The organism is Limnohabitans sp., assembly GCF_044361985.1.
In the GTDB taxonomy this organism is placed as follows: Bacteria; Pseudomonadota; Gammaproteobacteria; order Burkholderiales; family Burkholderiaceae_C; genus Limnohabitans_A.
In genome coordinates, this window is record NZ_JBIKHV010000028.1 from 1 (window position 1) to 21,620 (window position 21,620).

Annotated in this window: 23 protein-coding genes; 8 read left to right on the plus strand and 15 right to left on the minus strand. The window is 60.2% G+C overall.

Annotated elements, in window-relative coordinates:
• The 9 genes from ACIQ3A_RS06950 to ACIQ3A_RS06990 all read right to left on the minus strand — a co-directional run.
• The coding region (locus ACIQ3A_RS06950) for a GTP-binding protein (RefSeq protein WP_233252117.1) at nt 1-133 on the minus strand (133 nt) is incomplete at its 3' end.
• Between the two features lie 307 nt (nt 134-440).
• A complete protein-coding gene (gene fusA / locus ACIQ3A_RS06955) occupies nt 441-2,543 on the minus strand; it encodes an elongation factor G (protein WP_396431025.1) in 2,103 nt (700 codons plus the stop codon).
• Between the two features lie 99 nt (nt 2,544-2,642).
• Entirely contained in the window at nt 2,643-3,113 is a 471-nt protein-coding gene (gene rpsG / locus ACIQ3A_RS06960) for a 30S ribosomal protein S7 (protein ID WP_108408193.1), read from the minus strand.
• Between the two features lie 165 nt (nt 3,114-3,278).
• Nucleotides 3,279-3,656, minus strand: coding sequence for a 30S ribosomal protein S12 (gene rpsL, locus ACIQ3A_RS06965; RefSeq protein ID WP_066708835.1), 378 nt, complete (start codon nt 3,654-3,656; stop codon nt 3,279-3,281).
• A gap of 138 nt (nt 3,657-3,794) precedes the next feature.
• Nucleotides 3,795-4,952 (minus strand): D-alanyl-D-alanine carboxypeptidase family protein, encoded by a 1,158-nt coding sequence (locus ACIQ3A_RS06970; protein WP_396431026.1) that lies wholly within the window; start codon nt 4,950-4,952, stop codon nt 3,795-3,797.
• Nucleotides 4,953-5,010: 58 nt separating this feature from the next.
• Entirely contained in the window at nt 5,011-5,637 is a 627-nt protein-coding gene (locus tag ACIQ3A_RS06975) for an alpha/beta hydrolase (RefSeq protein WP_396431027.1), read from the minus strand.
• Nucleotides 5,637-5,981 (minus strand): (2Fe-2S) ferredoxin domain-containing protein, encoded by a 345-nt coding sequence (locus ACIQ3A_RS06980; protein ID WP_396431028.1) that lies wholly within the window; start codon nt 5,979-5,981, stop codon nt 5,637-5,639. The genes ACIQ3A_RS06975 and ACIQ3A_RS06980 overlap by 1 nt, the downstream gene beginning before the upstream one ends.
• Before the next feature lie 25 nt (nt 5,982-6,006).
• Nucleotides 6,007-7,122: a VanZ family protein gene (locus tag ACIQ3A_RS06985; protein ID WP_396431029.1), complete on the minus strand. Its 1,116-nt coding sequence runs from the start codon at nt 7,120-7,122 to the stop codon at nt 6,007-6,009.
• A gap of 9 nt (nt 7,123-7,131) precedes the next feature.
• A complete protein-coding gene (locus ACIQ3A_RS06990; protein ID WP_396431030.1) occupies nt 7,132-7,554 on the minus strand; it encodes a CopD family protein in 423 nt (140 codons plus the stop codon).
• Nucleotides 7,555-7,856: 302 nt separating this feature from the next.
• Here ACIQ3A_RS06990 and hemB point away from each other — a divergent pair, with 302 nt between their 5' ends.
• Nucleotides 7,857-8,861 (plus strand): porphobilinogen synthase, encoded by a 1,005-nt coding sequence (gene hemB / locus ACIQ3A_RS06995; RefSeq protein ID WP_396431031.1) that lies wholly within the window; start codon nt 7,857-7,859, stop codon nt 8,859-8,861.
• A gap of 7 nt (nt 8,862-8,868) precedes the next feature.
• On the plus strand, nt 8,869-10,002 hold the full coding sequence (locus ACIQ3A_RS07000) for a magnesium transporter CorA family protein (RefSeq protein ID WP_396431032.1): 1,134 nt from the start codon (nt 8,869-8,871) through the stop codon (nt 10,000-10,002).
• On the opposite strand, the gene ACIQ3A_RS07005 is transcribed toward ACIQ3A_RS07000, so the two are convergent.
• Both ACIQ3A_RS07005 and ACIQ3A_RS07010 read right to left on the minus strand, forming a co-directional pair.
• A complete protein-coding gene (locus tag ACIQ3A_RS07005; RefSeq protein WP_396431033.1) occupies nt 10,003-10,692 on the minus strand; it encodes a dienelactone hydrolase family protein in 690 nt (229 codons plus the stop codon).
• A gap of 27 nt (nt 10,693-10,719) precedes the next feature.
• On the minus strand, nt 10,720-11,322 hold the full coding sequence (locus ACIQ3A_RS07010; RefSeq protein ID WP_396431034.1) for a 2-hydroxychromene-2-carboxylate isomerase: 603 nt from the start codon (nt 11,320-11,322) through the stop codon (nt 10,720-10,722).
• A gap of 80 nt (nt 11,323-11,402) precedes the next feature.
• On the opposite strand from ACIQ3A_RS07010, the gene ACIQ3A_RS07015 reads away from it, so the two are divergent.
• From ACIQ3A_RS07015 to ACIQ3A_RS07025, 3 genes are read left to right on the plus strand one after another with little or no spacing between them, the layout of a single operon-like run.
• Entirely contained in the window at nt 11,403-12,149 is a 747-nt protein-coding gene (locus ACIQ3A_RS07015; RefSeq protein WP_396431035.1) for an SDR family oxidoreductase, read from the plus strand.
• Nucleotides 12,149-12,628, plus strand: coding sequence for a MaoC family dehydratase (locus tag ACIQ3A_RS07020; RefSeq protein ID WP_396431036.1), 480 nt, complete (start codon nt 12,149-12,151; stop codon nt 12,626-12,628). Before ACIQ3A_RS07015 ends, ACIQ3A_RS07020 begins: the two co-directional genes overlap by 1 nt.
• A gap of 22 nt (nt 12,629-12,650) precedes the next feature.
• Nucleotides 12,651-13,289, plus strand: coding sequence for a MarC family protein (locus ACIQ3A_RS07025; RefSeq protein WP_396431037.1), 639 nt, complete (start codon nt 12,651-12,653; stop codon nt 13,287-13,289).
• Between the two features lie 51 nt (nt 13,290-13,340).
• On the opposite strand, the gene ACIQ3A_RS07030 is transcribed toward ACIQ3A_RS07025, so the two are convergent.
• Nucleotides 13,341-14,279 (minus strand): LysR family transcriptional regulator, encoded by a 939-nt coding sequence (locus ACIQ3A_RS07030; RefSeq protein WP_396431052.1) that lies wholly within the window; start codon nt 14,277-14,279, stop codon nt 13,341-13,343.
• Between the two features lie 162 nt (nt 14,280-14,441).
• Here ACIQ3A_RS07030 and ACIQ3A_RS07035 point away from each other — a divergent pair, with 162 nt between their 5' ends.
• The 3 genes from ACIQ3A_RS07035 to ACIQ3A_RS07045 all read left to right on the plus strand — a co-directional run bounded on the left by ACIQ3A_RS07035 (nt 14,442) and on the right by ACIQ3A_RS07045 (nt 18,938).
• Nucleotides 14,442-15,953 (plus strand): CoA-acylating methylmalonate-semialdehyde dehydrogenase, encoded by a 1,512-nt coding sequence (locus tag ACIQ3A_RS07035; RefSeq protein ID WP_396431038.1) that lies wholly within the window; start codon nt 14,442-14,444, stop codon nt 15,951-15,953.
• Nucleotides 15,954-16,173: 220 nt separating this feature from the next.
• Nucleotides 16,174-17,898, plus strand: a complete 1,725-nt coding sequence (locus tag ACIQ3A_RS07040) for a GMC family oxidoreductase (RefSeq protein ID WP_396431039.1) — start codon at nt 16,174-16,176, stop codon at nt 17,896-17,898.
• Nucleotides 17,899-18,179: 281 nt separating this feature from the next.
• A complete protein-coding gene (locus ACIQ3A_RS07045; RefSeq protein ID WP_396431040.1) occupies nt 18,180-18,938 on the plus strand; it encodes a sulfite exporter TauE/SafE family protein in 759 nt (252 codons plus the stop codon).
• A 7-nt stretch (nt 18,939-18,945) separates the two neighbouring features.
• Here ACIQ3A_RS07045 and ACIQ3A_RS07050 read toward each other — a convergent pair whose 3' ends face one another.
• From ACIQ3A_RS07050 to ACIQ3A_RS07060, 3 genes are all read right to left on the minus strand, one after another.
• Nucleotides 18,946-19,869, minus strand: coding sequence for a DMT family transporter (locus ACIQ3A_RS07050; protein WP_396431041.1), 924 nt, complete (start codon nt 19,867-19,869; stop codon nt 18,946-18,948).
• Nucleotides 19,870-19,957: 88 nt separating this feature from the next.
• A complete protein-coding gene (gene alr / locus ACIQ3A_RS07055; protein ID WP_396431042.1) occupies nt 19,958-21,055 on the minus strand; it encodes an alanine racemase in 1,098 nt (365 codons plus the stop codon).
• Nucleotides 21,056-21,148: 93 nt separating this feature from the next.
• Nucleotides 21,149-21,427 carry a hypothetical protein gene (locus ACIQ3A_RS07060; protein ID WP_396431043.1) on the minus strand — a complete coding sequence of 93 codons (279 nt, stop codon included), beginning with the start codon at nt 21,425-21,427 and terminating at the stop codon, nt 21,149-21,151.
• Nucleotides 21,428-21,620 lie beyond the last annotated feature (193 nt).

Below are 21,620 nucleotides of genomic sequence, written 5' to 3' on the forward strand. Positions count from 1 at the left end.
TGGCCGAACCACCGAACTTGGCGGCCAACACGGTGGTGATGGCAGCTGTCAGTGTGGTTTTACCGTGGTCAACGTGACCGATGGTGCCCACGTTGACGTGGGGTTTGGTCCGTTCAAATTTTTCTTTAGCCATTTTTCAATCCTTAAAAAGAGCAATGCCCGTGTGTTGGTTTAATGTTTGCATCAGGTTGCTTGATCACTCAGCACGGGCACAGAGTGGCACTTGATCGCAGACAGATTCTGAATTTTCAGAGCTGACTATTTCTTATCTAGTCATTGGTGCCTGAGCAAATTCGCTGGGGCGAATTTGGTCCGGCACACTGGTCTTAATTTGAGGTGCCTGAGCAAATTCGCTGGGCGAATTGGGTCCGACACACTGGTCTTAATTTGAGGTGCCCGAGCAAATTCGCTGGGGCGAATTTGGTCCGGCACACTGGTCATTATTTGGCCCTTGAAGCGACGATGGCTTCAGCCACGTTGCGCGGGGCTTCCGCGTAGTGTTTGAATTCCATCGTGTAGGTGGCACGACCTTGCGACATGGAGCGCAGGGTGGTCGAGTAACCGAACATTTCAGACAACGGCACTTCGGCCTTGATGGCTTTGCCGCCACCGATCATGTCGTCCATGCCCTGAACCATGCCGCGGCGTGAGGACAAGTCGCCCATCACGTTGCCGGCGTAGTCTTCGGGTGTCTCGACTTCCACGGCCATCATGGGCTCCAGGATGACGGGCTGGGCTTTGCGGCAACCTTCTTTGAAACCAAAGATGGCGGCCATCTTGAAGGCCATTTCGTTGGAGTCCACATCGTGGTACGAACCGAAGTGCAGTGTGACTTTGACGTCCACCACAGGGTAGCCCGCCAACACGCCTTGGCCCAAAGCTTCGATCACGCCTTTTTCGACCGCCGGGATGTATTCGCGAGGCACCACGCCGCCCTTGATGGCGTCGACGAACTCAAAACCTTTGCCTGGCGCTTGTGGCTCAACCTTGAGCACCACGTGACCGTATTGGCCTTTACCACCAGATTGACGCACGAACTTGCCTTCGGCTTCTTCGACGGTCTTGCGGATGGTCTCGCGGTAAGCCACTTGAGGCTTGCCCACGTTGGCTTCCACACCAAATTCACGCTTCATGCGGTCAACGATGATTTCCAGGTGCAGTTCGCCCTGACCACCAATGATGGTCTGACCCGATTCTTCGTCAGTTTGCACGCGGAAGGATGGATCCTCAGCAGCCAGACGCGACAAGGCAATGCCCATTTTTTCCTGGTCAGCTTTTGTCTTTGGCTCAACGGCTTGACGAATCACGGAGTCCGGGAACACCATGCGCTCGAGCGTGATGATGGCGTTTGGATCGCACAATGTCTCACCTGTGGTCACGTCTTTCAAGCCCACGCAAGCAGCGATGTCGCCCGCACGAATTTCATCGACTTCTTCTCGGTTGTTGGCGTGCATCTGAACGATACGGCCAATGCGCTCTTTCTTGCCGCGCACCGAGTTGAACACGGTGTCGCCTTTTTTCAGCACGCCGGAATACACGCGCACGAAGGTCAATTGGCCCACGAACGGATCGGTCATCAACTTGAACGCCAGCGCAGAGAATTTTTCTCCGTCATCGGCTTTGCGGATGATTTCTTTTTCGTCTTCGTCAAAGCCTTTGATGGCTTTCACATCCAAAGGTGAAGGCATCAGTTCAATCACCGCATCCAGCATGCGCTGAACGCCTTTGTTCTTGAAAGCCGTACCGCACAACATGGGCTGGATTTCGCTGTTGATGGTGCGAATGCGCAGGCCTTGCGTGATTTCCTCTTCGGTCAAGTCACCTTCTTCGAGGTACTTGTTCATGAGTTCTTCAGAGGCTTCGGCCGCGGCTTCCACCATCTTCTCGCGCCACTCTTTGGCCACCTCGAGCAGGTCGGCCGGGATTTCTTCAAAAGTGAACTGCATGCCTTGGGAAGCTTCGTCCCAGATGATGGCCTTCATCTTGCGCAGATCGACCACACCGGTGAAATGCTCTTCGGCACCGATTGGGATTACGATCGGCACAGGGTTGGCCTTCAGGCGCAGTTTCATCTGCTCGACGACTTTGAAGAAGTTGGCACCGGTGCGGTCCATCTTGTTCACAAAGGCCAGACGTGGCACTTTGTATTTGTTGGCCTGACGCCACACGGTTTCAGACTGGGGCTGCACGCCACCCACAGCACAGTAAACCATGCAAGCGCCGTCCAAGACACGCATGGAGCGCTCGACTTCAATCGTGAAGTCGACGTGGCCGGGGGTGTCAATGATGTTGATGCGGTGGTCTTCGAAAGAGCCATCCATGCCCTTCCAGAAACAGGTGGTGGCAGCCGAGGTGATCGTGATGCCACGCTCTTGCTCTTGCTCCATCCAGTCCATGGTGGCAGCGCCGTCGTGCACTTCACCAATCTTGTGGTTCACGCCGGTGTAAAACAGGATACGTTCGGTCGTTGTGGTCTTGCCAGCGTCGATGTGCGCCGAAATACCAATGTTGCGGTAACGCTCGATGGGGGTGATGCGAGCCATAAATTTCTCCGATGATGATGTACTAAAGCCCGCCACCCCTTGTAGGGCAAGCGGGCTGGCTTCTGACGATGTCGGACTTCGTTATGAAGCCCAAGTGGATCAGAAGCGGAAGTGCGAGAACGCCTTGTTGGCTTCAGCCATGCGGTGCACTTCATCGCGCTTTTTCATGGCGCCGCCACGACCTTCGTTGGCTTCGAGCAACTCGTTGGCCAAACGCAGGGCCATGGACTTCTCACCGCGCTTGCGAGCGGCTTCCTTGATCCAGCGCATCGACAGGGCCAAACGGCGAACAGGGCGCACTTCAACAGGCACCTGGTAGTTCGCACCCCCCACGCGGCGGGATTTCACTTCCACCATGGGCTTGACGTTGTTGATGGCGATGGAGAAGAGTTCCACAGGGTCTTTGCCTGTTTTCTTTTCCATATTTTCGAGCGCGCCATAAATGATGCGCTCAGCGACAGCTTTTTTGCCGCCTTCCATGATCACGTTCATGAACTTGGACAACTCGATGTTGCCGAACTTGGGATCCGGCAGGATTTCACGTTTAGGGACTTCGCGACGACGTGGCATATTTCACCTCTTAATTGCTTCAGTTGGTATCTTTTCAGACACCGCGAATGCCATTCAAAGCATTCACTTACTCGACCCACCTGGACAATTCCGGGTTTCGGGTCACTTCGCTGAATCACTGCGCCACGCAGGAAACAGCACCGAAAAATTCAAACCGACAAAAGCTTATTTGGCCTTTGGCTTCTTGGCACCGTACTTGGAGCGAGACTGCTTGCGGTCTTTCACGCCTTGCAAGTCGAGCGAACCGCGAACGATGTGGTAACGCACACCTGGCAAGTCTTTGACACGACCACCGCGCACCAGAACCACAGAGTGTTCTTGCAGGTTGTGGCCTTCGCCGCCGATGTAGGAGATGACCTCAAAACCGTTGGTCAAGCGCACTTTGGCAACTTTACGCAAGGCGGAGTTGGGTTTTTTAGGCGTTGTGGTGTACACACGGGTGCAGACACCACGACGCTGTGGAGAGTTTTGCATCGCGGGGCTTTTTGACTTGGTCGTTTCGACCTCGCGCCCCTGACGCACCAATTGATTGATGGTTGGCATTGTTTAAAACGTCCCTAAACGTTTGGAAATTGACAAAAGAAACTTCTCCGCCCCAAAAGCGGAAAAGCCCGCCAGTATAACCGCCTAGCGGGTTGGTGGCAACTTATCCGGAAATCAATACCGGTTTGCTGCTGATTTTCACTTGATCCACAGGCGCAACGCATCCCAGGCGCGGCCCATCACGCCGGCTTGTTCCACGGACTCTAGGACAACCAGGGGCACGTCAAACAAGGGCTGGTCCCCGCGCATCACTTGCAAGGTGCCCACGGCTTGCCCTTTGCTAAAAGGTGCCACCAAGGGGTCCGGACGGGCCACCCGGGTTTTGATCTGGGCGGCGGTGCCAGCAGGCACGGAAACAATCAAAGGCTGAAAAGATCCCAGCTTCAAAACAGGGGTTTTGCCCTTCCACAAGGCGGGGCTCACCACCGGTTGCCCAGCTTCAAAGAGTTTGACCGCATCAAAGGCGGTGTAGCCCCAATTGAGCAGTTTCTGGCCTTCGTTGGCACGGGCGTTTTCACTGTCAGCACCCAGCACGACCGTCAAGAGACGTCTTGACCCGATGTTGGCAAATTCACGCTTGGCGGTGGCCACCAAGCAGTACCCGGCAGCGTTGGTGTGCCCGGTTTTCAGGCCATCCACGGAAGGATCGCGAAACAGCAAGAGATTGCGGTTGCTGTCATTGGCCGCAGGTGTGCCCTCGTAACGGTATTTCTTGATCGCGTAGTAGGGGACATAGTCGGGAAAGTCGCGCATCAAACGGGTGGCCAAAATACCCAGATCGCGCGCCGTGGTGATGTGCCCCGCTTCGGTCAGCCCCTCCGGGTTGCGATAACTGGAGTTCTTCATGCCCAGCACTTTGGCCTGGTCGTTCATCAGTTGTACAAAGCGCTCGACACTGCCGCCCACGCCCTCGGCCAGCGCCACCGTGGCGTCGTTGCCCGACTGCACAATCATGCCCTTGATCAGGTCCTCCACGGGCACCCTCATTTTGGGGTCAATGAACATGCGTGAACCCGGCATCTTCCAGGCCCGCTCGGAGACGGGCAAGGTTTGTTTGAGGTCGATCTTGCGGGACTTGAGGGCATCAAACACCAAATAAGCTGTCATCAACTTGGTCAGCGAAGCGGGCTCCACGGCCATGTCCAGGTCTTTCGCCGCCAGCACCTGGTTGGCTGTGACATCGATCAGCAAATAAGCCTTGGCCGCCACTTCAGGCGGTTGCGGCATTTGTGCCTGGGCACTGAAACAGAGGGCCGCCAACAAGGTGGCGACCAGGTTTTTCACAAATGGGGTCATGGGTAGAGGTCTTTTTGTCGTTGGCAGCCCCAAGTCAGGGGGGCGCCGTCCATCAAGTTCAGGCACGCAGGTGGCGGACCACCAAGGCTCTAAGAAGGGGCAATTGTCCGTGAAAGAAATGCTCGACCCCAGGGATCACCGTGACGGGTAAAAATTGGGGCCGGGCCCAATCCAGCACGCTGGCCAACGGCACGGTGTCGTCTTGTTCACCATGCAAAACCAAAGTTTGTGCATGCAACTCGGGCGGGACCGGCGCCACCTCAAAACGCGAAGCTGCGGTGCCCACCAGCACCAGTTTGTCAACGAGGCGCTCGGGCGCTAAGGTCTGAGCCGCCTGGCTGGTGACAAACGCCCCAAAAGAAAACCCGGCCAGGGCCAAGGGCCCCTCTGGGGCCACCTGCCGGATCACGGCCAGCATGTCTGCCGCCTCACCACGGCCTTCGTCGTAAGTGCCCGCGCTGGCGCCCACGCCCCGAAAGTTGAAGCGCACGGCCTGCCAGCCGCACTGCACAAACGCCCTGGCCAAGGTTTGCACCACCTTGTTTTGCATGGTTCCACCGAACAAGGGGTGGGGATGCGCGATGACCGCCGTACCTTGAAAAGCGCCGTTTTCAGGGGTGTCGCACAGGGCCTCAATGGCGCCGTCTGCCCCTTGCAAGCGCATGGCTTGGGTGGCTGAATTCATCAGCGCCCCAGGTGCTCTGGGGTGACCAGTCGTTCAACGACCTGGCCATTCTTCAAGTGCGACTCGACAATCTCGTCAATATCCGCCTGGTCCACGTAGCTGTACCAAACACCCTCGGGGTAGACGACAGCCACGGGACCGCCGGCACAACGGTCCAGGCAACCCGACTTGTTGACGCGTACCTGGCCAGGCCCCGACAGACCCAAGTCCTTGACGCGTTTTTTGCAATGGTCAAAAGCGTCTTGGGCGCCTTGCTGGGCACAGCAGGCCTCGTTGTTTTTGCGCTCGTTCAGGCAAAAAAAGATGTGCCGCTTGAAGTAAGGGCTGGAGTTTTCGTTGGTCATGGTCGAATTTTAGGCTGGGACCTGATCACACATCCGCCGCATGGCCAGGCGATGACAAGCGGCTCACCAAATAAGCGAGCAAGGCGTAAGGCCACAACCACCCCAGCCACTGGATGAGGCCATGAAAACGGATGAATCTGCCCTGCTCCCAGGTTTGCAAGGTCAAGGCAAAGTAAGCATCGGCCGATGCGTTGTTGAGCAAGCTGAGTTGCCACACCAAAGCGGCCAGGGCCAGCACCCAGCAGACCCGCGCCGTGCAAAACGACATCGCCGCCATGCCCAAGATCGCCACCACCAAGCCCGCCAGCACCTCGCTACTGACCCAATCCCAGGCGTGGACCGGGCCATAGGTGAGCGCAGCCGACAAAGCGCTGACCGTGAACCCCATCAACACCAACAGCGCCGCCACAACGATGCGCTGGCCCCACAGACGCAAGGCCCCGAAAGCCAGCAAGCAGGGCATCAACAAGCCGATGGCCACACACAGGATTTCGCTCACGGGCAGCAAGGGCTGCAACTCGACCTCGCGCAAAGGCAACCATTCCAGCAAGGGGGAATCTGCCAGCACATGGGCCAACCCGGCCTCCAGCCGCTCCAACACCTGCCCAAGACCAAAGGTCACAGGCACCGGGAACAGCAGCGCAAAAGGCCATACGGCGAGCAAAGCCAGTGCGCCACTGGCATCGGACACAAACCAGCGGTCACGGAAACGGCTCCAGCGGTCCAGCAGACCCACCCGCTCCAAAGCGCGAGCGCTGACAGCCCCAGTGAAAGCCCCAAAAATATTGAGCGCTGCATCCACATTGGAGGGCACGCGCACGGGCAAAAACATTTGCATCGACTCCATCGACATGGACAGCACCGCCGCCGCCAAGGTGGTCAAGGCAATCGCGGGCCATCGCCGCCGGGTGCGGTGCAGCGCCAAAGTCAGCAAAAACCCGAAGGGTGCGTACCCCACCACGTTGGACCAAACGTCAAAGCCCGTCCAATAGCGTGGCAAGGGGGCTGTCAGAAAAGCCCAGGGTGCAATGCCTTGAATGCGCCAGTTGTCAAAGGGGTACAAGCTGGCGTAGACGATCAGGAGGGCGTAAATCCACACCAAAGGCCATGCGGCCGTTTTGCGCAAGTGGATTGTGCGCATGTCAGCCCCTTAAAACGGCTTGACCACCACCAAGATGACGGTCACCAGCATCATCAGCACCGGCGCTTCGTTGAACCAGCGAAACCAGACGTGGCTGCGCTGCATCTGGCCCTTTTCAAACTTGCGCAACAACACCCCGCAGCTGTGGTGATACCCCAGCAAGGCCAGCACGATCAGCAATTTGGCGTGCATCCAGCCTTGGCCTTGGCCAATGCCGACGTGAAGCCAAAGCCACAGGCCCAGCAACAAGGCGGGAATGGCCAGGATGGTCATGAACCGGTAGAGCTTGCGCGACATCAGCAGCAAGCGCTCCCGCTCTGCCACCGAACCCGGCGCCACCATGGCCAGATTGACAAAAATACGCGGCAAATAAAACAGCCCAGCAAACCAGCTGGCAATGAAAACAATGTGAAGGGCTTTGATCCAGAGCATGACTCAAGTGTAGTCAGAGATCGCTGGGCAAGCACCCACCGCTTGCCCAGGCAAAAAAAACCCCCAGCCATAGGCTGAGGGTGGTAAGCCCTTCCGCGTCAACGCTTCAAGGCCCCGCTCAGGGAGGAAAAGCGGGAGGCAGCAAGCTGCCCACGGTCAATTTATCAAATAACAAAACCATTAACAAGTTCAATTTCATCTTTTATGTGGTTTTTGTTGGTTATCGGCAGCGCGCCACACCAAGACACTTTGCGGACAGTCTTTTTGGGGGCTGGGGCCAGACTTCAGGCACAATTTTCCGCATGAACCCTGTTGCCCCCTTCCCCTCAAGCCGCCCACGGCGCCTGCGCCGTGACGAATTCACACGCAATCTGGTGCGCGAAAACCAGGTCACGCCGCACGACCTGATTTACCCCGTGTTCGTGCTGGACGGCCAAAACCAGCGCCAGCAAGTGGGCTCCATGCCGGGTGTCGAGCGTTTGTCGCTGGACCTGCTGCTGCCTGTGGCCGAAGACTGCGTGAAGCTCGGCATCCCCGTCATGGCGCTGTTTCCGGTGATCGACCCGTCACTCAAAGACCCCACGGGCAAGGAAGCCATGAACCCCGAGGGCCTGGTGCCTCGGGTGGTGCGCGCGCTGAAAACCCGCTTTCCAGAGCTGGGGGTGATGACCGATGTGGCCCTGGACCCCTTCACCAGCCACGGCCAGGACGGTTTGCTTGATGAGACGGGTTACATCCTGAATGACGAAACCACTGCCGTGCTGGTGCAGCAAGCCTTGACCCAAGCCGAAGCCGGTGTGGACATGGTGGCACCCAGTGACATGATGGATGGGCGCATCGGTGCCATCCGTCAGGCGCTCGAAGCGCGTGGCCTGATCCACACCCGCATCATGGCTTACAGCGCCAAGTACGCCAGCGCCTTTTACGGCCCCTTCCGTGACGCTGTGGGCTCGGCGGGCAATCTGGGCAAGAGCAACAAAAAGGTCTACCAGATGGACCCCGGCAACAGCGACGAAGCCCTGCGCGAAGTCGCCATGGACCTGGCGGAAGGCGCCGACATGGTCATGGTCAAACCCGGCATGCCTTATCTGGACATCGTGCGGCGTGTCAAAGACGAGTTCAAGGTGCCCACCTTTGCCTACCAGGTGTCGGGCGAGTACGCCATGCTCAAGGCGGCCGCACAAAATGGCTGGCTCGACCACGACTTGGTCATGATGGAAAGCCTGCTGGCCTTCAAGCGCGCCGGGGCAGACGGTGTGCTGACCTACTTTGCCCGCGACGCCGCACGCTTGATTCGCCAAAGCTGAGCCCTGGATGCGGGTCTTCACGGTCAAGGGCAACCAGGTTCAGGCCAGTTTAGCGCTGCCGCAGGCGTTGCCAGAAAACGGTTACGTGTGGATGGCCTGTTCGCGCGAACACTTTCAGGCAGAACTGGCGTTGGTGCAAAAAACCCTGGAGCAGCTCACGGGCCAGCCCTTGGTGGACCTGCACGTTTCAGACCTGCTGAACGCCCACTTGCCCTCCCGCTTCGACTACAGCTCACACTACGACCTGATGGTGTTCAGGCGACTGGCCCAGCGCAGCGACAGCGCCCCAGCCAAGGCCTCCGGCGCCTTGAGGCTTCAGGGCAAACGCCCCGGCCCGCCCGTGCTGCACCGCATGGACACCAGCCCGGTGGGGTTCGCGGTGTTTGATCGGGTTCTCCTGAGCGTCCACCCCGCCGACTGTGCCGTTCGCGAAGCGTACGCAAGTCGGTTGCTGGCCAGCACGCTGCCTGCTGCACAAGCCACCGAAGGAGCCGACCTGCGTTCGGCCGGCGCACGGGGTGTGCCCGCCAGCCCAGCCGACATGATGCTGCGCATCATCAGCCAGATGGTGGACAGCTACCTCGATTTGCGCCGTGAATTGAGCCGCCAACTCGACCATTGGCAAGCCGAGTTGCTCAACCCGCGCACCCGGTTCAACCGCTGGGATGCCTTGCTGCAAGCCCGTTTGGCACTGCACCAGCTGGAAGCCTTGTGCGATGACCAACGCACCGCCGTACAGACCTGGACCGAGTCACTGGACAACTGGGGCATTGGCAAAGACAGCGCTGCATTGCGAGAGCATGAGCTGCTCAAAATCCGCAGCCGCGATGTGCTGGAGCACATCGAGCGGGTGGTGCAACACGTGCGCCGACTGGAGCACAACACCGAAACGGCCGTGCAAATGCACTTCAACGTGCAGAGCAATCGCACCAACGACATCATGCGCACCCTGACGGCGTTGACCGCCATTTTCTTGCCCCTGAACCTGATTGCGGCCATATTCGGCATGAACTTCGAATTCATGCCCTGGCTGCATCAAGTCAGCGGTTTTTGGTGGACGCTGGGGGGCATGTGCCTGGTCGCCACATCGATGGGGCTGGTGTTCTGGCGCAAACGCTACTTGGCGCGCACGGGGGATTGATCAGCCCAGCTGTTGCTTGAAAAACGCCAAGCTGCGTTCTCGAGCCAGTTGCGCCGACGGCGCGTGCCAAGAACCCCGCTGGTCGCAGTTGAAACCATGGTGTGCCGCGTAGGTGTACACCTGCACTTCAGGGTGCGCCTTTTGAAAGGCGTGCACCGTGTCCATAGGAATCCATGTGTCTTCCTCCGCGAAATGCGCCAACACAGGCACTGCGGGCTGGCAAGCCGTTTCAGCCGGGCTGGTCACACCGCCGCCGTAGTACGGCACCGCTGCACTCAGGCCCTTCAAAGTGCAGGCGGCGCGCCAGGTCAGCAAGCCGCCCCAGCAGTAACCCACCACCCCCACCTTGCCCCCTGACGCCTTGGCCGCGTGGTCGATCGCAGCCTGAATGTCTTGCATCACTCCCGGCGCAGGCAACGCCTCGGCCGCCGTTTTGTAGCCAAAGCCTTCACCCATGTCGGCCTCGGCATATCCCAACTCAACCGCCGGCTTGACGCGGTGAAACATGGCGGGCGCCACGGCCAGGTAACCCTCGGCGGCATAGCCGTCGGCCACAGCACGGATGTGGCTGTTCACGCCAAAAATCTCTTGGATCACCACCACAGCGCCCTTGGGGGTGCCTGCAGGGCGCGCTTCGTAGGCCGGCACCAAGCTGCCATCGGCCGCTTTCAGTTCAATCGTGGTTCCCATTTTTTTCTCCGAAAAGTTCCATACAAATCAGCGCGCCAGCGCACGCTCAACAAAGTCGAGTCGGTCCTGGCCCCAAAAAACTTCGCCATCGAGCACGTAGCTCGGTGCGCCGAATACCCCTGCGTCAATCGCGGCCTGGGTGCAGGCCTCGTAACGCTCCTGCACTGCCTGGCTGTGCGATTGCGCCAGCAGGCTGGCCGGCAGGTTCTGCTCTTGGAGCAAGTCGGCCAAAACCTTGTCATCGGCCATGTTGCGTTCTTGTGCCCAGCAGGCCGTCAAAATGGCGCCTGCTATGGCCATCGCACCCGCACTGCCCAATGCCAGATCGGCCGCAATGATCAGGCGTGCTGCATCATCACCGCCCACCGGAAAGTATTGGGGCTTTAGATTCAAAGGCACGTTCAGGTGCTGGCTGAAACGCTGCAGCTCGACCAGGCGGTAAGCCTGTCGTTGTGGTGCCCGCTGACCCAAGGGCAAGCCCCCCGAGATCGGGAACACCTTGCCGCCCAAGTCGATCGGCATCACGCGCACTGCGGCCCCGGTGCGCTGCACGATATCGGCCAGTCTCTGGTGGCCCAGATAAGCCCAGGGGCTTTGCGGGGCGAAGTAATAGTCCACTGTGCGACCCATGGCGTCTCCTTGTGTGTTGTGTAATCTTGCTATCAAACAGCGGCTAACGCCGCATGCTCTATTTTTGCAGGAGACACACGATGAACAAGGTCTTGTTGGTGACCGGTGGCAGCCGGGGGATTGGTGCAGCCACCGCTCTTTTGGCCGCCCAAAAGGGCTGGTCTGTGGCGGTCAACTACACCGCCAACTCTCTGGCGGCCGACGAGGTCGTGCGCCAGATCCGCGCATCAGGCGGACAGGCCATGTCGGTTCAGGCCGATGTGGCCGACGAGGCCCAGGTGCTGCGCATGTTTGAGCACATCGACGCCAAACTGGGGCGACTCTCGGGCCTGGTCAACAACGCGGGCGTGGTCGACGTCGCGGCCCGTGTGGATGAAATGAGCGTGGCCCGCTGGAAACGCATGTTCGACATCAATGTGATCGGCAGCCTAATCTGCGCCCGCGAAGCCGTGCGCCGCATGAGCACTCGCCACGGCGGCGAAGGCGGTAGCATCGTCAACGTGTCGAGTGCCGCCGCCAGGCTGGGAGCGCCGGGCCAATACGTGGACTATGCCGCCGCCAAGGGCGCGATCGACGCCTTCACCATTGGCCTGGCCAAAGAAGTGGCGGCCGAAGGCGTCCGGGTCAACGCCGTTCGCCCGGGCTTGATTGAAACCGAAATCCATGCCTCAGGCGGCTTGCCCAACCGCGTGAAAGACCTGCAACACCTGGTGCCGGCGCAACGCGGCGGCACCGCCGAAGAAGTGGCCGAGGGCATTGTCTGGTTGCTGTCGGACGGTGCCAGTTACACCACCATGAGTTTTCTGGACATCTCGGGAGGTCGTTGATGGCACACACCCCAACCCCCATCAAGTACTACTGGGAAGACATGGCGGCAGGCCAAGTGCACGATCTGGGCACCATCACACCCACGCGCGAAGAGACCATCGCCTTTGCCAGCCAGTTTGACCCACAGCCTTTTCACCTGGATGACGAAGCGGCCAAAGCCTCGGTGTTTGGCGCCCTCTCGGCCAGTGGCTGGCACACCTGTGCCATGGCCATGCGGCTGATGGTGACCAACCATCTGCACGAAACCTCCAGCCTGGGATCGCCAGGTCTGGAAAACATCCGCTGGCAAAAACCCGTCTACCCGGGCGACACCCTGCGCCTGCAATCGACCGTTCTGGAAACCAAACCCATGGGCAAGCGGCCCGATGTGGGCATGACGCGCACCCTCTGGGAAATGTTCAACCAGCACGGCGACAAAGTGCTGCACATGGAAGGCTGGGGCATGTTCAGACGGCGAACTCCCGCAGCACCCCTTTGAGGAGACGCGGCACAATGCGCTGATGGACTTCAAACCACTCATCACCCTGCTGGCCATCGTCAACCCCCTGGCCATCGTGCCGTTTTTCATCCATTACACCCAGGGGTTCACGCCAGCGCAACGCAAGCGGACCATCTGGGTATCGTCTTTCAGTGCCTTTGTGGTGATTGCGGCCAGCGCCTTGCTGGGCCTGCAAATTCTGGAGTTCTTCGGCATTTCGCTGGCCAGTTTTCAGGTCGGTGGCGGCATGTTGCTGCTGACTGCCGCCTTGTCGATGCTGAACGCCCAACCCGCCGAAGCCCGCGCCAATGCCGACGAGGTGCACGACGCAGAAGCCAAGGCCGCCATCGGCGCCAGCATCGCTGTGGTGCCATTGACCATCCCCCTTTTGACGGGTCCGGCCACCATGTCCACCGTGGTGATTTATGCCGAAAAAGCCAAGAACTTCGCCCAACTGGGCACCTTGGTCGGCTACGGCGTGGTCATCGCCTTGGCCACCGCCTTGTGCTTTTCTCTGGCGACGCCCATCGCCCGCATTTTGGGCAAAACCGGTATCAATGTCATGACCCGGCTGATGGGTTTGATCCTGGCGGCGCTGGCGGTCGAAGTGATGGCGGATGGGCTGCACAAGCTGTTTCCAGTGCTGGCGCGGGGGATCTAAGTGCGCTCAAGGACCCATCGAATCATGCACAAAGAAGCTTTGATGCTGATTTCAAACCCTAAACCCAGCTGCCAGCCCCTTCTTTAAATGCCCCACCAGCGCCGTCACCGCACGCGGCACATGCGGCGCATAGGGGCGGATGGCGTAGATGGTTTCGGCAAATGCCCCCACGGGTTTCCAGCCCGGCAACACGCGCACCAGTTTGCCCTGGCGCAAAGCCGCTTGGGCGCTGAAGTCGGGCATGAGGGCGATGCCGGCGCCTGTGAGGGCGGCTTCGCGCAAGGCTTCGCTGTTGTTGGCGGCAAAGTTGCCCGTCACAGGCACGGTGATGCGCTCGCCACCGTCTGAAGGCTGGCGCGGCTCGAACGCCCAGGCCGGGGTGTCGTTCGAGCGGGGGTAATGCAGGCAGTTGTGTGCCTGCAGATCGAGCGGCGCTTGCGGCTCGCCCTGCTTGCGCAAGTAGGCCCGCGTGGCCACCAGCACCGACTCGGTATCGCACAGCGCCCAGGCCACATGGGTGTCGGGCGGGCGGGCCGTGTGGCGGATGGCCAGGTCGTAGCCTTCGGTGGCCAGCGCACTCAGGCGGTCGGACATGTCCAGCTCGATGCGCACCTCCGGAAAGTCTTTCAAAAAATCAGCCAGCAAAGGCACCAGTTGCTGCCTGGCCAGTGCCACGGGTGCGGTCACCCGGATCAAGCCACCGGGTTGCTCAGCCAGATCGCGCACCTGGGCAAAGCTTTGCGCAATCTGCTCGAACGAAGCCCGGGTGTCATCCACCAGCCTTTGCCCAGCTTCGGTCAGGCGCAGGCTGCGGGTGGTGCGTTGCACCAGAGTGACTTTGGCAGCCCGCTCCAGCTCGGCGATGCGCTGGCTCATGGCAGCCTTGCTCACGCCCAGGCGGGCAGCGGCGGCCGTGTAGCTGCCTTGCTGGGCCAGTACGCTCAGCCAGTGCAGGTGGGTCCAGAGGGTGTTGATTTTTTGCTCTTCCATCTGGACATTGTTCACTATTTTGAACAATCAGTTCAGGCTTTGACCCTTGCGGTGGCTGGCGGGGGTGCCTACACTGCAATACGCAATGCAGGCGCCCCACCCTGTGGGCAACTGCAAAAGACAAATCCACGAGTCACTGGCGCAAGCCACAAGGAGTCCCCCATGAGCATCACGAACATCGGCCATTACATCAACGGTCAGGTCGCCCAAGGCGCGTCGGGCCGCAGCCAGCCTGTGACCAATCCCGCCACCGGCGCCGTGACCGGCAGCGTGGCCCTGGCCAACAGTGCCGAAGTGGCCAAGGCCGTGGCCGCGGCGCAAGCCGCCTTCCCGGCCTGGGCCGACACGCCGCCGCTGCGCCGCGCCCGCGTGATGTTCAAGTTTCTGGAGTTGCTTAACCTGCACAAGGACGAGCTGGCCCACATGATCACCGCCGAGCACGGCAAAGTGTTCACCGACGCGCAGGGCGAAGTCTCGCGCGGCATCGACATCGTGGAATTTGCCACCGGCATCCCGCAGCTGCTCAAGGGCGACTTCACCGATCAGGTCTCCACCGGCATCGACAACTGGACGCTGCGCCAGCCGCTGGGTGTGGTGGCGGGCATCACGCCTTTCAACTTCCCGGTGATGGTGCCCATGTGGATGTTCCCGGTCGCCATTGCGGCGGGCAACACCTTCATCTTGAAACCCAGCCCAACCGACCCGACTCCCGCCCTGTTCATGGCTGCGTTGCTGAAAAAAGCCGGCTTGCCCGATGGCGTGTTCAACGTGGTGCAAGGCGACAAGGAAGCCGTGGACGCGCTGTTGGTCCACCCCGATGTGAAAGCCATCAGCTTTGTCGGCTCCACACCGATTGCCAACTACATCTACGAAACCGGTGCGCACCACGGCAAGCGCGTACAGGCCCTGGGCGGCGCGAAAAACCACTTGGTCGTCATGCCCGATGCCGACATCGAGCAGACCGTGGACGCGCTGATTGGCGCAGGCTACGGCTCGGCGGGCGAGCGCTGCATGGCGATTTCGGTGGCCGTTCTGGTGGGCGATGTGGCTGACAAGATCTTGCCCAAGCTCATTGAGCGCACCCAGGCGCTGCAAGTCCTCAATGGCGAAAACCTGGCGGCTGAAATGGGCCCCATCGTGACCGACGCGGCGCGTCAGCGCATCAAGGGCTATATCGATGTGGGTGTGGCCGAAGGCGCCAAGTTGCTGGTCGATGGCCGCGAGTTTGATGGCGCCAAAGCCGGTGCCGGTTGCGAGCAGGGTTTTTGGATGGGCGGCACGCTGTTTGACCACGTGACCACCGACATGAAGATCTACAAGGAAGAGATTTTTGGCCCCGTGCTGTCTTGCGTGCGTGTGCCCGACTTTGGCACCGCGGTGCAGATCATCAACGACCACGAGTTCGGCAACGGCGTGAGCTGCTTCACCCGCGACGGCAACGTGGCGCGCGAGTTTTCTCGCCGCATTCAGGTGGGCATGGTCGGCATCAACGTGCCGATCCCGGTGCCCATGGCCTGGCACGGCTTTGGCGGCTGGAAACGTTCGCTGTTTGGCGACATGCACGCCTATGGCGAAGAGGGCGTGCGTTTTTACACGAAACAAAAATCCATCATGCAGCGTTGGCCCGAGAGCATTGGCAAAGGTGCCGAGTTTGTGATGCCGACGGCCAAGTAAGCACGGCATCAATCAGCTTGCTGTTATTCCCGCGAGGGCGACTGGCCGGGGCCGCTGGGCCTCATCAGTCGCTTCGCGCCAGCAAATCGGCCCGACGGCCCCGGCCCGTCGCCCTCGCTGCACATGTTGGATTTAATCCGTCAGATCGGAGCACAGCCGCTGCGCCTGAGAAATGCGGGTTGGGACGGTGCCGTCACAATCCGAGGCTGGAGAGAACAACATGAACGACAACACCTTCGACTACATCATCATCGGCGGCGGCACGGCGGGGTGCCTGCTGGCCAACCGCTTGAGCGCCGACGCCAGCAAACGCGTGTTGCTGATCGAGGCCGGCAAAAAGGACGATTACCACTGGATTCATATTCCCGTGGGCTACCTGTATTGCATCGGCAACCCGCGCACCGACTGGATGTACGAGACCGAACCCGCCCTGGGTTTGAATGGCCGCAGCCTGCGCTACCCACGTGGCAAGGTGCTGGGCGGGTGCAGCAGCATCAACGGCATGATCTACATGCGCGGCCAATCGCGTGATTACGACCAATGGGCGCAGTGGACGGGTGACGATGCGTGGCGCTGGGACCAAACGCTGCCCTACTTCAAGTTGCACGAAGACCACTACAACGGCGCCAACGAATTTCATGGGGCCAAAGGGGCCAAGTCCGAGTTACTGGCGCCCACCAACCTGCCCAAAGGCGGCTACCTGCACACCTTGCGCGGGCGCAACACCGGCGGTGAATGGCGCATCGAAAAGCAGCGGCTGCGCTGGGATGTACTGGACGCTTTTTCACAAGCGGCTCAGCAGGCCGGCATTCCGGCCACCGACGATTTCAACCGGGGCGACAACGAAGGCGTGGCCTATTTTGATGTGAACCAGCGCAAGGGCTGGCGCTGGAACACGGCCAAGGCTTTTTTGCGCCCCACCTGCTATTCACGCCCCAATTTTGAGCTTTGGAACAAAGCCCAGGTGAGCCAGTTGACACTGGAAACCCAAGCCAATGGCGAGCAACGCTGCACTGGCGCGCGGGTCTGGACGGGCGAGGAGATGGTCGAGGTCAAAGCCACACAAGAGGTGATCCTGAGTGCGGGCAGCATCGGCTCGGCGCAGATTTTGCAGCTTTCTGGCATCGGTCCAGCGGCTTTACTGAAGGACAAAGGCGTTGCCGTCGCACACGACTTGCCCGGTGTAGGCGCCAATTTGCAAGACCATTTGCAAATTCGCTCGGTCTACAAGGTCAAGGGGGCCAAAACCCTCAACACCCTGGCCAACAATTGGTGGGGCAAAGCCATGATCGGCATGGAGTACGCACTCAAGCGCACTGGCCCCATGAGCATGGCCCCCAGCCAATTGGGCGCGTTCACCAAGAGCGACCCATCGCAGGCCCACGCCAATCTGGAATACCACGTGCAACCGCTGAGCCTGGACGCCTTTGGCGAGCCGCTGCACAGCTTCCCGGCCATCACGGCCAGCGTGTGCAACTTGAACCCGACCAGCCGTGGCACGGTGCACATCACCAGCCCGGACTTCAACCAGCCCCCGGCCATTGCCCCCAACTACCTGGCCACCGACGAAGACCGCAAGGTGGCGGCCGACAGTCTGCGGGTGACACGCCGCATCATGGCGCAAGCGGCCATGGCACCGTTTACACCCGAGGAGTTCAAGCCCGGGGTGCAGTACCAAACTGACGCAGAACTCGCCAAACTGGCCGGTGACATTGCCAGCACCATCTTTCACCCGGTGGGCACCACCCGCATGGGGCGTGACGATGACCCGATGGCGGTGGTCAATTCACGCTTGCAGGTGCGGGGCGTGACGGGCCTGCGCGTGGTCGATGCGGGCGTGATGCCCACCATCACCAGCGGCAACACCAACAGTCCGACGCTGATGATTGCGGAAAAAGCCGCGCAATGGATCGCTGAAGACAGCGCGCGCCGGGTCACGGTTTGAATGCCGTCAAGGCTTGAGATCATGTGCAGCCCTGCCTGCAGATGCCGCCTCAGGGATTTCCCGATTGTCGGGAAATCCCTGAGCAAATTGGCCCTCCCGGTCACTTACATTGCTACCACTCGATGCAAAGCAGTACTTGCATCCCGAGGGCCGAGGAGACAACTGAAGCCTGAAAACTCGAACAGCAAGCAACATCCGAACGAGGTGTACTTTTCCAAGCGTCGCGCAAGCGGCGCTTTTTTTTGCCTGGCTGGCCAAGCCGCAGTGCCACAATCCCCCGCATGGAATTACTGATTGTTTCGCTGGCCTCGCTGCTGGCAGGGCTGGTGGACGCGATTGTGGGCGGCGGCGGCCTGATTTTGCTGCCCGTGCTGTTTGCCACTTTCCCGGGCGCCCCACCGGCCACCTTGTTCGGCACCAACAAAAGTGCCTCGATCTGGGGCACGGCCTTTGCCACCGTGCAATACAGCCGCAAGGTGGTCATGCCCTGGCGTTCTTTGCTGCCCGCAGCAGGGGCCGGCTTGCTGGGTTCCTTGGTGGGGGCCTGGGCGGTCACTCAGGTCGATCCTTCCTTGTTTCGCAAAGCCTTGCCCTTCATGCTGGCCTTGCTGCTGGTCTACACCTTGGCCAAAAAAGAAATGGGGCACAGCCATGCGCCACGTTTTGCGGGCAAGCAAGAGGCCTGGATCGCCGCGGGCATCGGGCTGGTGATCGGGTTTTACGACGGCTTTTTTGGTCCGGGCACCGGCAGTTTTCTGGTGTTTGCCTATGTGCGGCTGCTGGGCTATGACTTCTTGAATGCATCGGCCTCGGCCAAGCTCATCAATGTGGCCACCAATTTTTCTGCGCTGGTGCTGTTCGCCATACAAGGCCATGTGTGGTGGCATCTGGCGCTGGCCATGGCCGTGTCCAACATCGTGGGCAGCCTGATCGGCACCCGCCTGGCGCTCAAGCACGGCTCAGGCTTTGTGCGCCAGGTGTTCATCCTGGTGGTACTGGCGCTGATCTGCAAAACCGCTTACGACACCTGGCTGCGCTGAACAAGCCTTAACGCCATCGCCACTTGATTTGTCCGGCGTACTGCGCCAACGCCACACCCAACAAGGTGACACCTGCACCGGCGATTTTGATCAAGGTGTATTGCTCCCCCGACAAAGCCCAGGCAAACAAGCCGGCCATCGGCGGCATCAAATACATCAGGGGCGCCGTGCGGGCAACGCCGCGCACGGTATTGATCCAGCCCCAGGCCAGCCAGCCAGCAAAGGCCGACACCATGATCGACCAGAACAAGCCCACCCAAGCCCAAAAATCAAGCACCGACCACGGTGCCACCAGGCCGGCAGGCAGTGACATCAGCATCACCGGCATACCGCCCAGCAAAGTGGCATAACCCATGGTCAGCACAGGGCCATGCCGCTCCATCAAGGGCTTGACCGCCACGGTGTAATACGAAAAGAGGCCTGCTGCGACCAACAAAACCAAATCGCCGCCGCCGGCCTGCCAATTACCGCCCAACAACTTGTCGGACAAGAACATCAGGACCCCGCCAAAAGCCAGGGACACCCCGGCCATTTGCGGCAGGCTCAGTCGCTCGAGGCCCTGCAGCCGCAAGATCAGCAGGGTAAAAATCGGCCCGCAAGCCAGGATGACCGAACTCGAAAATGCCGTGGACCAGTGAATTCCGTAAGTCACTAGCCCCACATGCACGGAGTGGCCAATGAAGCCGACCCAGGCCATGTGCATCCAGTCCTTGCGGGGCAATGGCGGCAACCAACGCCCAAAACGCCAACGCATGAGAAAAAGCGCGCACACCGGCATGATCAGGTAGCGGGCCCAGAGAAATCCGCCCGGCGAAATCAGTCCGAACAAATACTTCTGCAAAGTGAAATTACCACCCCAGATCACAACCAGAACCAGGGCAACGGCCAAGGCGCGTTGGTCAAATCGGTGAAGCGGGGCGCGGTGGAGCATGGGAAGCCATTGTGGGCCCGTCTGGAAGATCAGCTTGTCACACGGGTAGCATGCTGGCGCAAAAATCTGTTTTGCACTTGTCGCCTGATCATTCTTCGACCACCACAGGCACACGTTGGGCCAGCGCGCACATCAACTCGTAACCCACCGTGCCTGCGGCCTGCGCCACCTCGTCGATGCTGAGCACGGCGGCGTTGGCCGCTCGCCCCCAAAGTGTGACGCTGCTGCCCACCCCAGCATTGGGCAGGCCTGTCAGGTCCACCGTCAGCATGTCCATGCTGACGCGCCCCACGGTGCGGCTCCTCAGGCCATCGACCAGCACGGGCGTCCCCGTTGGGCAGGTGCGCGGGTAGCCATCGGCATAACCGCAGGCCACCACGCCGATCCGAATGGGGGTGTCAGCCACAAAGCTTGAGCCATAGCCTACGCTGTCACCGGCTTGCAGAGGCTGCACGGCGATGATTTTGGCGTTCAGACTCATGGCGGGTTGCAACTGCCAGTGTTCAGCGCTGTGTTCGGGAAAGTCAGGCGAGCTGCCGTACACGGCGATGCCCGGGCGAATCCAGTCAGCCTTGACCGAGCCGTTCTGAGCGTGGCGCAAGGTGGCGGCGCTGTTGCTCAAGGAGCGTTCGCCAGGCAGGTCACGGCTGGCTTCTTCAAAGCGGGCCATTTGTTCGGCAATGCCTTTGACGCCATCGGCATCGCTGAAATGGGTCATGAGCGAAATTTCGTCCACCTGTGGCAAGGCGTTCAGGCGCGTCCAGGCCGATCGGTAACGCTGGGGCGCAAAGCCCAAGCGGTTCATGCCCGAATTCATCTTGAGAAACACCCGGTGGGGTTCGTGCGTCTTGTGCAAGGCCAGCATGTCGATCTGCTCATCGCAATGCACGGTGTGCCACAGGTGCAACCTCGAACACAGCTCAAGATCCCGGGCCTCAAAAGCACCTTCGAGCAACAAAATCGGTCCACGCCAGCCCAGTGCCCGAACCCGCTCTGCCTCGGCCAGATCGAGCAGAGCAAAACCATCGGCGCCACGCAAGCCCTCAAACACCCGCTCTATGCCGTGCCCGTAGGCATTGGCCTTGACCACCGCCCAGGCCTGCGCATCGGGCGCCGCCTGGCGGGCACGGGCCAGGTTGTGGCGCAGGGCTTGGGTGTGGATGGTGGCTTGTATCGGACGTGGCATGGGAAAGTGGGCCAAAAGGGCCGATGAAGTATGCCAGCTTCATCCGCGCCCAAAGCATTCAGTCCAGGCAGAACCCATGGCCCGCCCCACTTGTCAGCGGGCTTTCAGAAAATCGCCCGCTTCCAGCAACACCAGGTCGATGTAGCCGATCTTGTCGACACTCTGGCCAGTGGTGAATTTGCCGCTGACCCGCAAGTCCGCCGGGGCGTCCTGGGGTGCAGGGATCAGGCTCAAAGCGGGCAACACGGCGTGTCCGGCCAAGTTGGCAGAAAACGCGGTTTGCGCGGCAGCGGGCACCGCCCAGGCAGAGGCTGTGACCAGCAAAATCGTGGCGACAGCGGCGTTCAAGTGGCGAGGAAATGAGGCATTCATGACAGGGTCCTGCTTGGGTTTAAGTTGGGCTCATCTTAAAAACCAGCCATGAAACGCCCATGACGCGGCCATGACGAAAACAAGTCAGTCGGCCTGTGTCCAAACTGAAAAACAGACCCTGCTCACCCCTAGGACCACAGGGGGAAACCCGCCCAGACCCCACCCGGGAAGGGCCATGCAAATGCTTTACACT